At 70.7% G+C, this 13,777-nt stretch carries 12 protein-coding genes; 8 read left to right on the forward strand and 4 right to left on the reverse strand.

The features are described from left to right. The 3 genes from QZ994_RS14675 to QZ994_RS14685 all read left to right on the forward strand — a co-directional run. The coding region (locus QZ994_RS14675) for a DUF3426 domain-containing protein (RefSeq protein ID WP_290873142.1) at nt 1–1,193 on the forward strand (1,193 nt) is incomplete at its 5' end. 17 nt (nt 1,194–1,210) lie between these two features. Next, the gene (locus tag QZ994_RS14680; RefSeq protein WP_290873145.1) at nt 1,211–2,116 is read left to right on the forward strand and encodes a carbohydrate kinase family protein; all 906 of its coding nucleotides are present in this window, start codon (nt 1,211–1,213) and stop codon (nt 2,114–2,116) included. After that, entirely contained in the window at nt 2,116–3,114 is a 999-nt protein-coding gene (locus QZ994_RS14685) for an endonuclease/exonuclease/phosphatase family protein (RefSeq protein ID WP_290873147.1), read from the forward strand. Before QZ994_RS14680 ends, QZ994_RS14685 begins: the two co-directional genes overlap by 1 nt. Here QZ994_RS14685 and gpmA read toward each other — a convergent pair whose 3' ends face one another. Beyond that, complete coding sequence (gpmA, locus tag QZ994_RS14690) at nt 3,115–3,858, reverse strand: 2,3-diphosphoglycerate-dependent phosphoglycerate mutase (RefSeq protein ID WP_290873150.1); 744 nt, start codon at nt 3,856–3,858, stop codon at nt 3,115–3,117. A 124-nt stretch (nt 3,859–3,982) separates the two neighbouring features. Here gpmA and QZ994_RS14695 point away from each other — a divergent pair, with 124 nt between their 5' ends. The 4 genes from QZ994_RS14695 (at nt 3,983) to QZ994_RS14710 (ending at nt 6,521) form a co-directional block, all read left to right on the forward strand. Next, a complete protein-coding gene (locus tag QZ994_RS14695; protein ID WP_290873153.1) occupies nt 3,983–4,399 on the forward strand; it encodes a rhodanese-like domain-containing protein in 417 nt (138 codons plus the stop codon). Between the two features lie 153 nt (nt 4,400–4,552). Further along, entirely contained in the window at nt 4,553–4,813 is a 261-nt protein-coding gene (grxC, locus tag QZ994_RS14700; protein WP_290873155.1) for a glutaredoxin 3, read from the forward strand. 183 nt (nt 4,814–4,996) lie between these two features. After that, on the forward strand, nt 4,997–5,464 hold the full coding sequence (secB, locus tag QZ994_RS14705) for a protein-export chaperone SecB (RefSeq protein ID WP_290873158.1): 468 nt from the start codon (nt 4,997–4,999) through the stop codon (nt 5,462–5,464). Nucleotides 5,465–5,474: 10 nt separating this feature from the next. Continuing rightward, the gene (locus tag QZ994_RS14710) at nt 5,475–6,521 is read left to right on the forward strand and encodes an NAD(P)H-dependent glycerol-3-phosphate dehydrogenase (protein WP_290873161.1); all 1,047 of its coding nucleotides are present in this window, start codon (nt 5,475–5,477) and stop codon (nt 6,519–6,521) included. 17 nt (nt 6,522–6,538) lie between these two features. Here the strand turns inward: QZ994_RS14710 and trmL are convergent, their stop codons facing one another. Then, entirely contained in the window at nt 6,539–7,009 is a 471-nt protein-coding gene (trmL, locus tag QZ994_RS14715) for a tRNA (uridine(34)/cytosine(34)/5-carboxymethylaminomethyluridine(34)-2'-O)-methyltransferase TrmL (RefSeq protein WP_290873164.1), read from the reverse strand. 9 nt (nt 7,010–7,018) lie between these two features. After that, nucleotides 7,019–8,713, reverse strand: a complete 1,695-nt coding sequence (locus QZ994_RS14720; RefSeq protein WP_290873167.1) for an HDOD domain-containing protein — start codon at nt 8,711–8,713, stop codon at nt 7,019–7,021. Nucleotides 8,714–8,891: 178 nt separating this feature from the next. On the opposite strand from QZ994_RS14720, the gene QZ994_RS14725 reads away from it, so the two are divergent. Continuing rightward, on the forward strand, nt 8,892–10,556 hold the full coding sequence (locus QZ994_RS14725; protein ID WP_290873170.1) for an FAD-dependent oxidoreductase: 1,665 nt from the start codon (nt 8,892–8,894) through the stop codon (nt 10,554–10,556). 5 nt (nt 10,557–10,561) lie between these two features. On the opposite strand, the gene QZ994_RS14730 is transcribed toward QZ994_RS14725, so the two are convergent. Further along, the coding region (locus QZ994_RS14730; RefSeq protein WP_290873173.1) for an AAA family ATPase at nt 10,562–13,777 on the reverse strand (3,216 nt) is incomplete at its 5' end.

Consider the following 13,777-nt stretch of genomic DNA (forward strand, 5'->3'; position numbering starts at 1 on the left):
CGCCGCCCAGCACCGCGCCCATCGAGGCCACGACCGAGTTCGAGCTGGACACCGCCATCGATGGCCCGCCCCTCAGCACAGAGGCCCTGCCCACCGAGCCCCTGCCTGCCGAGGCCGCGCCGCTCGAACCCGCGCCGCCGGCCGACGAAGACCGCCTGAACCTCACCCTGGCCGTGCAGCCCCAGCGCTGGCAGCCCGAGCCGCCAGAGGCCCCCGACAGCGCCAACCTGCCCGAAACCGACGAAGCCGACGCCCTCGACTCGCGCTACCTGCTGCCCTCGCCCCGCGAACGCAAGCCGGCTTACCTGCGCAAGAAGGGCCCCGAATTCGCTGACGCCCAGTTCCCCAGCGACGCCCTGCTCGACGAGGACCCCTGGGAGGAGCCCACGCCCTCGCCCACACTCGCGCACACGCCCATGCCCCCGATCGCGGCGGCCAAGGCGCCCGCGGCCTCGCTGCAGGCCGATGCCCCTCGCCCGGAGGCCACACCCTCGGGGCTTGACGAGGGCATCCCCACCACGCAGCCCTCGCGCTTCGGTGAAGACTTCGTCCCGGAAACCGCGGTCGAGCCGCCCAGCCAGCGCAAGGGCAAGCCCGGCACCCGCGCCGCCCAGCCCACGCCCGAGTTCATGAAGCGCGCCCAGCGCCAGGCCTTCTGGCGCCACCCGGCCGTGCGCGCCGTGCTCTCGCTGGTGGCCTTGAGCCTGGTGCTCACCCTCAGCCTGCAGATGGCCCACCAGTTCCGTGACCTGCTGGCCGCCTACCACCCGCCGCTGCGGCCTTATCTGGCGCAGTGGTGCCAGACGGTGGGCTGCACCCTCCAAGCACCGCTGCGCCTGGAGGCCCTGCAGGTCGAAAGCGCGACCCTGGTGCGCGCCACCTCCGACGGCCCCGACCGCTATCGCCTGGCGGTGGTGGTGCACAACAAGGCCCCGATCGAGCTGGCCTGGCCCCATGTCGACCTGACCCTGACCGACGCCAATGGCGCCGTGATCGCCCGCCGTGCGTTTTCGCCGTCCGACGCCGAATGGCTGGACAGCGCCGATGTCAAGGCCGATGCCCCCCAGCGCCCCAGTGGCGCCGCCAGCATCCCGGTGGCCGTGCCCTCGGTCCGCAGCACCACGCTCCTGTGGCAGCTGCGCGCCCCTTCGCTGCAGCCAGCCGGCTACACGGCCGAGCTGTTCTACCCCTGACCCTGAAAGAACCCACCATGTCCGTGCTGATCTGTGGCTCCCTGGCCTTCGACACCATCACCACCTTCCCCGGCCGGTTCGCGCAGCAGATCCTGCCCGAGCAGGTGCACATCCTGAACGTGTCCTTCCTGGTGCCCACGCTGCGCAAGGAATTCGGCGGCTGTGCCGGCAACATCGCCTACAGCCTCAAGCAGCTGGGCGGCGAGCCCCTGGTCATGGCCGCGCTGGGCAAGGACGGCGACCTCTACCGCAACCGCCTCGAGCAGCTCGGCATCAGCCAGCAGCACCTGCTGACGGTCGAAGACGACTACACCGCCCAGGCCATCATCATCACCGACCAGGACAACAACCAGATCACGGCTTTCCACCCCGGCGCCATGGGCCAGGCCCACCGCCTGAAGATCGAAGCAGACCCGCGCATCCAGCTCGCCATCGTGGCTCCGGACGGCCGCGACGCCATGGTCCAGCACGCCCAGCAGCTGCACGACGCCCAGATCCCCTTCATCTTCGACCCGGGCCAGGGCCTGCCGATGTTCGATGGCGAAGAGCTCAAGCGCTTCGTCTCGCAAGCCACCTGGGTGGCCGTGAACGACTACGAAGCCAAGCTCCTGGCCGACCGCACCGGCAGCAGCCTGGAAGCGCTGTCCACCTCGCACCTCAAGGGCCTGATCGAGACCCTGGGTGCCGATGGCTGCAATGTCTACATCCAGGGCGTGAAGACCCATGTGCCGGGCGTGAAGGCCGCGGCCGTGGTCGACCCCACCGGCTGTGGCGACGCCTTCCGTGGCGGCCTGCTCTACGGCCTGTCGCAAGGCTGGGACCTGGTCAAGGCCGTGGCCCTGGCCAACCAGATCGGCGCCATCAAGATCGCCGCCGCCGGCCCGCAGAACTACACGCTGGACCGCGCCGCCCTCGGCCTGTGATGCCGCGCACCCGCATGCTCGCCCCGGCCAGGCTGGCCGTGCTCGGCTGGGTGATGGGCCTGACCCTGCTCAGCGGCCCGGCGCACGCCGGCCTCACCCTGGCCACCTGGAACATGGAATGGCTGATGACACCAGCCGCCCACGACGACCTGGCCACGCGCTGCATGCGCCAGCAGCCCGGCTCGAACGAGCGCGCCCTGCCCTGCACCCCGGGCCGCACGCCCCCACCCAGCCGCAGCACCGCCGACTTCGACGCCCTGGCCCGCACCGCGGCGCAGCTGCGCGGCATGCACCAGGCCGATCTGGTGGGGCTGCAGGAGGTGGATGGCCCCGAGGCCGCCAGACTGGTCTTCAGGCAGGGGTGGAAACTGGACTGCTTCGTGCAACGCGCCCACCCTCAGAAGGTGGGCTTTGCGATCCGCGAAGGCCTGCCCTACCGCTGCAACGGCGACCTGCGCGCACTCGACGTCGACGGCAGCAGCCGCGCAGGCGCCGACATCAGCCTGTGGCCCGGCACACCGCGCGAGGTGCGCGTGCTGTCCGTGCACCTGAAAAGCGGCTGCTTCACCGGCAAGCTGGACCGCAGCTTCGGCCCGTGCGGCCGCCTGCAGCAGCAGGTGCCCATCGTGGAACAGTGGATCGACCAGCGCGTGCGCGATGGCGTGGCCTTTGCCGTGCTGGGCGACTTCAACCGCCACCTCGACAAGGACGCCCGCTACCCCGCCGGCCCCGATGAGGACGCGCCCCTGAACGTCGTGCAGGCCTGGAGCGACCACAACCCGCCCGGTGCGGTGCTGTGGCGTGCCACCGAAGGCGCGCCCGTGGTGCCCTGCGATGCCGACGACACGCACCGGCAGTACATCGACGACATCTTCATCGACCAGCGCCTGGCCGACCGACAAAAAAACAGGCGCTTTGCGCGCCTGCCTTACGACCCCGCGGACCGCGGCCGACAGCTGTCGGACCACTGCCCGCTGGTCTGGTCTCTGCAGCCCTGATCAGGCCTTGCCTTGCGTGGCCACGGCCGCTGCGGCCTTGGCGGCGGCTTCGGCATCGCCCAGGTAGTAGTGGCGGATGGGCTTGAGGTTCTCGTCGAGCTCGTACACCAGGGGGATGCCGTTGGGGATGTTCAGGCCCACGATGTCGTCATCGCTGATGTTGTCCAGGTACTTGACCAGGGCGCGGATGGAGTTGCCGTGGGCGGCCACGACGATGCGCTTGCCGGCCTTGATGGCGGGCGCCATCGACTCGTTCCAGAAGGGCAGTACGCGCTCGACGGTGTCCTTCAGGCATTCGGTCAGGGGGATCTGTGCCGGGTCCAGCTTGGCGTAGCGCAGGTCCTGGCGCTGGCCGCGCGGGTCGTTGGCGTCCAGCGGCAGCGGCGGGGTGTCGTAGCTGCGGCGCCAGATCAGCACCTGCTCGTCACCGTACTGCTTGGCGGTCTCGGCCTTGTTCAGGCCCTGCAGGCCACCATAGTGGCGCTCGTTGAGGCGCCAGCTCTTGACCACCGGCAGCCAGCTGCGCTCCATCTCGTCGAGGGCGTAGTTCAGGGTGTGGATGGCACGCTTGAGCACCGAGGTGTAGGCCACGTCGAACTCGTAGCCTTCGGCCTTGAGCAGACGGCCGGCCTGTTTGGCCTGTTCCACACCGGTCTCGGTCAGTTCCACATCGGTCCAGCCGGTGAAGCGGTTTTCCAGGTTCCAGGTCGATTCGCCGTGGCGAATCAGCACGAGCTTGTACATGACGGTCTGTCCCTATCGAGAGAAATCACGTGGGGTCACGTGGTGAAGAAAGCGGTGCGTCCACCAGCCAGCCGCGGATTTTATAATCCCCGGCTGCCCGCCCCCTCTTACTGAAAGCCTTTGCATGAATTCGACGAGCTACATCGCCCAAAACTGGTACTGGATGGTGGCGGCTGCGGCCTCCGGCGGCCTGCTGTTGTGGCAGCAGATCCAGGGGGCAGCGGTCAGTGCCGGCCTGTCGCCCGCGCAGGCCGTGCAGGTCATCAACCGTGAAAAAGGCCAGGTCATCGACGTGAGCGAAGCGGCCGAGTACGCGGCGGCCCACGTGGTCGGCGCCAAGAACCTGCCCCTGAGCGAGATCGCTTCGGGCAAGGGCCTGCCCAGCAACAAGAAGATCCCGCTGGTGGTGGTGTGTGCCACGGGCGCACGCTCGGGCAAGGCCGTGGCCGAACTCAAGAAGCTGGGCCACGAGAACGTGCAGCCCCTGGGTGGCGGCCTGAAGGCCTGGCGCGAAGCCAACCTGCCGATCGAGAAGGCCTGAGGCTGCACGGGGAGCTTGCGCCAAACCATACGGGAAAGGGCCCGCGAGTCTCCCCACAGTGCAGGCGGGCATGTCCTTGGCGGGACAATGCCCGAAAGCCCCTCTTTTGCCACCCGCTCCACGCAGGAGCCCAGCCCACGGACGCCGCCCACCATGCAAGCCGTCAAGATGTACACCACCCAGGTCTGCCCCTACTGCCAGCGGGCCAAGATGCTGCTGAAGCAGCGCGGGGTCGAGGCCATCGAAGAGGTCCGCATCGACATGGACCCGGCCCAGCGCGACCACATGATGGCCATCACGGGCCGGCGCACGGTGCCGCAGATCTTCATTGGCGAGACCCACGTGGGCGGCTGCGACGACCTGATGGACCTGGACAAGCGCGGCGGCCTGCTGCCCCTGCTCAACGGCGCCTGAGGTCCCGCCCAGGGGGCCTGCGAACAGGGGGTTCTCCCCGCATACCCTTATGCGATGCGTCATGGCCGCGCCATGGCGCTGGGCCATAATCCAGCCCGTTTGCAGGACACTGCATCACTGGCTTGGACCCTTTGCGCCATCCGTGGCGCCCCGGCCTTTTTCTCTACCCATTCAGGAATCCCCATGAGCGACCAAGCCGCACAACCGTCCTTCAGCATCCAGCGCATCTACCTGAAGGACCTGTCCCTCGAACTGCCGAACGCCCCCCAGATCCTGCTGGAACCCGGCCAGCCGCAAGTGGACGTGCAGCTGAACCTGCACGCCGACCCGGTGCAGGAAGGCCTGTACGAAGTGGCCGTGACCGCCACCGTGACCGCCAAGGTCAACGACAAGACCCTGTTCCTGGTCGAAGCCAAGCAGGCCGGCCTGTTCGAGATCCGCAACGTGCCGCAAGAGCAGATGCAGCCGATCATCGCCATCGCCTGCCCGCAGATCGTCTACCCCTACCTGCGCGCCACCGTGGCCGACGTGCTGAACCGCACCGGCTTCCCGCCCGTGCACCTGACCGAAGTGAACTTCCAGGCCATGTACGAGGCCCAGCTGGCCCAGGCCCAGGCTGCCGCCCTGACCGGCGAACAAGCCCCCAACTGAACGCGTGCGCATGAACCCATTGGTTCAGGCACCCGATTCAGGCACCGCCCCTTCGCCCACCAGCCCGCCACCGATCACGGTGCTGGGCGCGGGAGCCTGGGGCACGGCGCTGGCGATCAGCGCGGCCCGGCACAACCCGAGGGTGATGCTGTGGGCGCGCGACGCAGGCCAGGTCGCCGACATGGCCGCCGCACGCTGTAACGCGCGCTACCTGCCCGACGCCCCCTTCCCTGACGCCCTGCTGCTGCGCCATGACCTCGACGAGGCCGTGGCCCATGCGCGTGCGCAAGGCGGACTGGTGATCGTGGGCACGCCGATGGCGGCGCTGGGCAGCACGCTGCAGCGCCTGCCCGCCGATGTGGCGACGCTGTGGCTGTGCAAGGGCTTCGAAAAGGGCACGGGCCGGCTCGGCCATGAGGTGGCCCAGGCCCTGCGGCCCGGTGCGCGCCATGGCGTGCTCTCGGGCCCCAGCTTCGCGCACGAGGTGGCCCTGGGCATGCCCACGGCCCTGGTGGCGGCCAGCACCGACGCGGCCCTGGCCGAGCAGGCCGTGGCGGCCTTCCATTCCGACAGCCTGCGCGTCTACACCTCGACCGACCCGGTGGGCGTCGAGGTGGGTGGCGCGGTGAAGAACGTGCTGGCCATCGCCACCGGCATCGCCGATGGCATGGACCTGGGCCTCAATGCCCGCGCCGCGCTGATCACGCGTGGCCTGGCCGAGATGACCCGCCTGGGCGTGGCCCTGGGCGCGCGCACCGACACCTTCATGGGCCTGTCGGGCCTGGGGGATCTGGTGCTGACCGCCACCGGCAGCCTCTCGCGCAACCGCACGGTGGGCCTGCAGCTGGCCACGGGCAAGCCGCTGGCGCAGATCGTGGCCGAACTGGGCCATGTGGCCGAAGGCGTCTACAGCGCGGCCACGGTGTGGCAGCGCGCGCAGGGGCTGGGCGTGCCCATGCCCATCACGGAAACCGTGGTGGCCGTGCTCGACGGGCGGCTCTCGCCGCGCGAGGCCGTGGGCGCGCTGATGCGCCGCGAGGCCCGGGCTGAAGGCTGACAACAGCCAGGCCGGGCTCAGACGCCCTCGGCGTAACCGTTCTGGCGCCAGCCTTCGAACACCGCCACCGCCACCGCATTGCTGAGGTTCAGGCTGCGCTGCCCTTCGCGCATGGGCAGGCGCACGCGCTGGGTCGTCGGGAAGGTCTCGCGCAAGGCCGGGTCGAGTCCACGGGTTTCGCAACCGAACACGAGCCAGTCGCCCGGCTGCCAGGCGGTCAGGTTGAAGGGCTGGCTGCCCCGGGTGGTGAAGGCAAACATGCGCGTGGCATCGGGCTGCATGGCGTCCAGAAAGGCCTGCCAGCTGGCGTGGCGGCGCACCGGCGCGTACTCGTGGTAATCGAGGCCGGCGCGGCGCAGCAGCTTGTCGTCCATGGAAAAGCCCAGGGGCTCGATCAGGTGGAGCTCGCAGCCGGTGTTGGCCGCCAGCCGGATGACGTTGCCGGTGTTGGGCGGGATCTCGGGTTCAACCAGGACGATGCGGAACATGGGGCGCGATTATGGGCCCCGTCGCTGCTGACGGAAGGCCACGATCGCCTGGTTGCGCAGGGTGCGCAGCAGGGAGAGGGTCGGGGCGTCGATCTGCAGGCTGCCTGGCAGGCCACGGTCGGCATACAGCAGGCCCAGCACCAGGTCGGGCTGGGGCGGCCGCTGCAGCACCAGGGGCATGAGCAGGAAGGTGGGCGCCTGGACGTGGTCGCGGAACCAGGTCGGCAGGCGCTGCACGATGGCCGGAGCACTGGCGTCGGCGATGAGGGTGTCGACGTTCTTGAGGCAGACGGCGCCGAAAAGGTCGGCCTGGGCCGAGGCGTTGGCCGGCAGGGGCACGCGGAACAGGGCCTTCAGGGCATCGCTGCCCTCGCCCACGCCCAGGCGCCCCTGGAGGCTGGCCGAGAGCGGGTCTCGCAGGCAGAAGACCACCCGGCGGCAGTCCAGCGCCTGGCGCAGGGTCTCGATGACGGCCTGCAGCACGTCGGTGAGCTGGTAGGGGCCGGCCAGAACCTCGGCCAGGGCCAGGATGCGGGCGGTCAGCAGGGCCTGGGGGTCGAGGTCGGCAGGCAGCATGGGCAGGGGAGGCGGATCCGGGTCGCGCACGGGCTGGGCACGTGCCGAACTGCCCGCCATGCCCCAGGCCGCAGGCGGCGTCCCAGGGGCCAGGAGGGCGCTGTCCGGGCCCGCCACCAGGCCAGTGGGGTCGATGTCGGCCTCGTGCTGGGGGCTGTCGGTGTACCAGGTGTCGAGCAAGCGGGCGCCCGGGTCCTCGGGGGCCACGTGCAGGCTCAGGGCGCTGGTGAGGGCGCTCAGGCGCTGGCGGGCGCGGCCTGCGGCATCGGCCAGGGCGTCGGGGGGCAGGTCGAGGGCATCGGCGTAGACCGCCGAGAGCGCGTCCAGGGCCAGACCCAGCTCGATGGGCTCGGTGTGCAGCATGGCATCGGCCGCCTGGTTGGCCAGGCTGGCCAGCCACACGCTGCGCTCGGGCCGCGCCGCCAGGGAGCGCGCCGGCACCACCTCGCCCGGGTCCAGCATGGTGCTGACCAGGTCTTCCGGCAGGCCCCACATGCGCCCCACACTGACGCCCAGCTGGTCCAGGCCCATGCCCAGCACCTGCCGGGCCGCGGCTTCCAGGCTCAAGGCAGGGGTGCCCGGTGCGGCCTTCTCGCTCAGGGCCATGATCTGCTCGGCGTCGTCGGGCAGGTAGTAGAAGGCCAGCAGGCGCCCCAGGTTGCGAAACAGGGCGCCCATGTAGGCCAGCTCGCCCTCGGGGCCACTGCGGGACAGTTCGGCCGCCAGGGTGCCGGCCATGACGGCGCGCAGGAACTCGCCCTGGAGCTGGTGGGCATGGGCCTTGTCCTCCATGTGCTCCAGCAGCATCAGCGAGAGCGCCAGGTTGCGCACGCCGCCCATGCCGATCAGGGCCACGGCGCGGGCCACCGAGCTGATGGGTTCGCCGCCGCGGCGAAAGTGCGCGGTGTTGACCAGGCGCAGCAGCTTCTGGGTGAGCGCCACGTCCTGCAGGATGCCCTCGCAGAGGGTCTGCATGTTTTCGTGCTCGGAGTCGGACATCGCCTGGATGCGCGTGACCGACGCCGCCAGCGCCGGAAAATCGCTTTTCAGGCGCATGCGGCGCAACAGGTAGGCCAGGGTGAGCCGGGCTTCGTCTGCGGTCAGCGGGGCCTGGGTGGCGTCGGGCATGGGGATCCTCCACCGGCGATTGGGCCGCAGGCCGGGCGGGGCCGATCGGCGGAGTCGAGGGGTGTTCACCACACAGCTGACACCGTTGGGTCCAAGAGATACCAAACTGATACCAGGCCCTGTCACCGACGGCACCTAGACTCCAGCCAGACCAGACAGCAGGAAGGACGGCGGAGCCATGGGCTTTCACATCGCGATCATCGGCGGGGGCATTTCGGGCCTGTCTGCCGCCTACTACCTGCAGCAGCTGGCGGCCCACGGGCACCGCCGCCTGCAAATCACGGTGTTCGAGCGCAAGCCGGCCTTTGGCGGCAACGCCGACACGGTGGCCGTGACGCTGGGCCAGTGGCAGGACGCGCAGGGCCAGCCGCGGGGCGACTTCGTGCGCTGGGCGGATCTGGGCGTCAATGACGTGAACCTGAGCACCTACCACCGGCTCGGCGCCTGCATGGCCGACCTGGGCTACCTGCGGCACATGAAGCCGCTGCAGGACACCGAAAGCTACTTCACCGCCGACGGCCGCCATGTGCTGACGGACGACGCCAGCCTCTTCGAAGGCGTGAGCGACCCGCGCTTCAACCTGGCCCAGGCCGAAGGCGGCGAACTGGCCCGCCTGATCAAGGTGGTGCACCAGCACGCCCTCGACCTGGTCCGCGACACCGGGTCGCAGCCCCCCAAGGTGGACGCCCGCTACACCGTGGCACGCTACTTCGAGGACTGCATCGCCGATCCCGAAGGTCAGTTGTGGGCCACGGCCCGCGACCTGGGCATCGCCATCGACTGGACGGAGCCCGCACTCGGCGAGCGCCTGCGCCGCATCCGCGACGAGGTGTACTACCCGCGGATCTCGGCCATGTACTTCACCGACGACCGCACGGGCCCCGGCGGCATGCCGCTGCAATCGCCCTTCCAGTACTACCAGGTGCAGGAGGGCTCGGACCAGGCCGTGCCCCCGAAGCGCTGCTACTTTGCCTATGGGGCCCAGCACTGGCTGGACACCCTGGCCGCCACCCTGGAGGCGCGCAGCACCGATCACGTCGGGGTGCGCTGCCTGCGGGGGCAGGACGTGCGCGTGCGCGTGAGCCCGGCCGGTGCGGTGGTGACGCCCCGTGAGGGCGAGCCCGTGCACGTCGACCTCGTGCTGACCGCCCTGCACGCCGACGACACCCTGCGCGCCCTCGACCTGAGCGGCCTGCCCGCCTACCAGGAAGAAGGCCTGCGCCGCACGCTGAGCCGGGTGCGCTACACGCGCAGCTATGGGGTGTGCCACACCGACGATGCCCTGCTGCCGCGCAGCCGGGCCGCCTGGCGGACCTACAACGTGCTGGTGCACCCGCGCGACCAGCAGGCCCAGCCCTACCGCATGAGCTATGTGGAGAACTTCCACCAGAACGACGCGGCCAACCCGGCGCTGGACCGCATCAACATGCCGATGTACTTCACCTCGCTGCTGCCCGATCTGCACCTGGTGAACCCGGCTGCCGTGCTGGATCGGACCACCGGTGCGACCCTGCCCCCGGCCCTGCTCGATGCCCTGCCCCACCTGGCCCAGGCACACGCGGGGTCAGACCACCCGCCAACCGGCTATTCCCATGAGCTGGAGGCGGTGTCGCCCACGCACCGTGGCAAAGCCTGGGCGCTGTTCAAACACAATGTGCTGGACCTGGCCTGCATCGAGGCCCAGGAACGCACGCTGGCCCTGAACCTGGGCAATGCGCAGCAGCCTCAGATGCCGCTGTTCTTTGGCGGCGGCTGGACGAACGGCGCCGGGCTGCACGAGCAGTGCATGGCCCAGTCCGAGCTGATGGCGGGATGGGCCATGGCCTACCTGGACCGGCACTGAGAGCCTCAGGGAAGAAGGGCGCGGGGCAACCTCAGCATCACGTGCAGGGTCTGCTGCGCACGCAGGGCCTGCCACAAGGGGTGACCGGGCCCGGGCGGCTCGGCCGGGCTGGTGGCGCAGGCGGCCATGAAGTCGGCCAGGCCGGCCACCCAGGGCGTGGGCTCCAGGCCGGTGCGCCGACGCCACTGCTCGCCCACCGCCAGCGCCTGGGCGTGGCGCCCGGCCAGCACGTGGCATTCCATGGCGCTGGCGTGGAAGCGGTAGACGTTGTGGGCCACGCAGCCCTTGTCCATCAGGGCCTGCCCACGGGACAGGGCCTCCTGCGCACGGCCCTCGTCGGCCGAAAGCAGGGCCAGGGTGCCCAGCACCCAGGGGCCGATGAAGGCGTGCAGGCCGAGCTGCTCGACGCCCTCCCAGGCCGCTTCGATGGTGCGGCGGGCCGCATCGGCGTCACCCAGGGTGTAAAGGGCGCGGGCCTGGCTTTCCTGCAGGAAGGGCTCGAAGCGCTGGGCCCCGATGGCGCGCGCGATCAGCAGCGCCTCTTCGGCCTGCATCAGGCCGGCGTGGGCGTCGCCACGGCTGAGCTCGATCCAGCTGGCGGTCAGGCGCGAGACGATCTCGGCACGGCGGTTGCCCACGCGGTGGCCGGTTTCGGCGGAGGCCAGGGCCTGCTGCAGGGCGTCGTCGGTCTGGCAGAGGTAGATCTGCGTGGTGGCCAGCATGAAGCGGTTGGAGGCCTCGATGTCGCGCAGGCCGTGGGCCTCGCACAGGGCCAGGCAGCGCTGGAAGTGACCGTGGGCCGTGGGCATGCGGCCTTCGCCGTAATCGGCGTCGCCCAGGCCGCTGAGGGCGCGGGCCTGCAGGCGGGCCTCGCCGGCGCGGCTGGCGACCTCCATGGCCAGGCTGTGGTGGTGGCGGCTGCGGGCCACGTCACCGCGGGGGAAGTAGAGGTTGCCCTTGAGGTAGTGCAGTCCGGCCAGCTGGGCCAGGGTGTCGGGCTGGTCGGCTTCGGGCAGGGCCGCGTCGATCAGGGCCTCTTCGGCCTGGAGTTCATCGAGCACGTTGAGCGCACCGGCCAGGGCCACGGTGGCGGTGAGGCGGCCGGCCAGATCGGGCGCATGGGCCAGGGCACGCTCGAAGGCTTCGCGGGCCAGGGGCGTGCGGCCCATCTTGCTGTGCACCTCGCCCAGTGCCATGGCGTGGGCGTGCACGTCACGCGGGGCGTAGTCGACGTCGGCATAGGCCTGCAGCAGCGAGAGCGCGGCCTCGTGGTCGAAGGCATCGTGGGCCTGGCGGGCGGCGGCCAGCAGCCGCGCCGGGGCCTCGGGCTGGCGGGCCAGGTGCAGGTGGCGGGCGTGCAGGCCGGCGTCCTGCCCCTGGAACTGGCGGGCGACCTGCAGGTGCATGGCCTCGCGCTGGCGCAGCGGCAGGGCCTCGTAGATGCCCTGGCGGATGAGGGCGTGCAGGAAGTCGTGGCGGCCGCCCTCGAGGTGGCGCAGGAAACAGTGCTGCACCAGCGGGCTGGGGTCGTAGCCGGGGCTGGGCATGAGGCCGTCGAGCTGGCTGGCCAGGAAGGGCTGGCCCAGCACGGCGGCCAGGCGCAGGGCATGGCGGTCTTGAGGGGAGACGTCGTCGAGGCGAACCTGCAGCAGGTGCTGGAAGGTGTCAGGCAGCGCCTCGTGGCGATCGGCCATGAGCAGCTGGGTCAGGAAGAGCGGGTGCCCCTGGGCGCGCTCGATGCACTGGGCGCGCCAGGCTTCGTCGACGTGGCCGAACTGGCGGGCCAGGTCCTGGCCTTCGGTCTGGCGCAAGGGGGCCAGGGTCAGGGTGGTGACGGCCACCTCGGGGATGTCGCGCTGCAGTTCGTTGAGGCGCAGGGGCTCTTCGACCCGTGAGCTGAGCAGCCACAGGATCTGGGCCTCCTGGCAGGCGCTCATGACCTGAGCCAGGGTCTCGATGGTGGCGGCCGACGCCCAGTGCAGGTCTTCGATGACCAGCAACAGCGGGCGGCGCAGGGCCGAGCGCGTGAGCAGGCTGGCGAACAGGGCCACCAGCCACTGGGCGCGCTGGGCATGGCCCATGGCCTGCAGCAGGGCGCGCTCTTCGGGGCGATGGGCCACGCCGAGCAGGTCACGGGCGAGCAGCTGGCTGTCGGGGCCCAGGGCAAAGGGGCGCAGGCGCTGGTTGACCAGCTCTTCCCAGAAGCTGCCGCGCTCACCGAGGTCGAGCAAGGCCTTGAGCAGGCAGGTGAAGACCTCGCGGTGGCGGTCGCCGCCGAAGTCCTGCAATTCAACGGTGACGGTGTGGAAGAAGTGCTGCTGGGCCGTGTCCAGGCACTCGGCCAGCAGCCGGCTCTTGCCCATGCCGGCCATGCCGCGCACCAGCAGCACCTGGGCCTGCTGGTCGACCAGCACGGTGTCGAGCAGGGACTGGAACTGGCGCAGCTCCTGCTGGCGTCCGGCGAGGCGGAAGGATCGGCGGGACTGGGGCACGGGCTCGCCCAGGCGGGCGATGTCGGGCAGGGCCGTGGGCAGGAGCTCGCGGTGGGCCCGCAGCGGACCCAAGAGCGAGCGGTGGGCGTGCAGGCCCGGGGCCCAGGCCTGGGCCTGCGCCGGGTCTCCGAGCAGGGCCTCGGGCCAGTCGAGCTCCTGGCCGGCCATGAGCCCGGCGCTCAGGGCCAGGTGCAGGGGCTCGCGCTCGGCCTGCGACCAGGCCTGCAGGCGCTCGGCAGCGGCCAGGCAGCGGCTGAGGTCGCTGCGCTGAGCGCGGGGTGCGCCAAACAGGCCCATCAGGGCCAGGCCGGGCAAGCCGGGATCGGACCAGGGCTGGCCGCCTTCGGCACGGAGCATGGCCTCCACCTGCGCGCGGCGCCCTGGGGCCACGGGCCACAAGGCCAGCACCAGGACCAGGCGGGTTTCATGGGCGGCCGGGCTGCCAGCGGGCCAGGGGGTGGCCCCGGCCTCACCGGGCTGGAGCGTAGACAGGGGGCGGGGCGCGGGCAGATCGGGCGGAGCCAGGGCCTCGTCCTCGGCCGGCTCGGGCTGACCGTGGATCAGCGCGCTCACGTCCAGCTCGTAGAAGGCCGCGAGGTGGCGGGCGGTGCGCAGGAGGAGGCTCTTGCCGGTTTCGGCGCGCTTGACGGAGGCGATGGAGACGCAGAGCTGGCGCTCGAAGCAGGCCAGGGCCAGGGCGTCCTGCATGTCGCGGCTGATGCCGTATTT

Source organism: Aquabacterium sp., from assembly GCF_021768455.1.
GTDB lineage: Bacteria > Pseudomonadota > Gammaproteobacteria > Burkholderiales > Burkholderiaceae_C > Aquabacterium.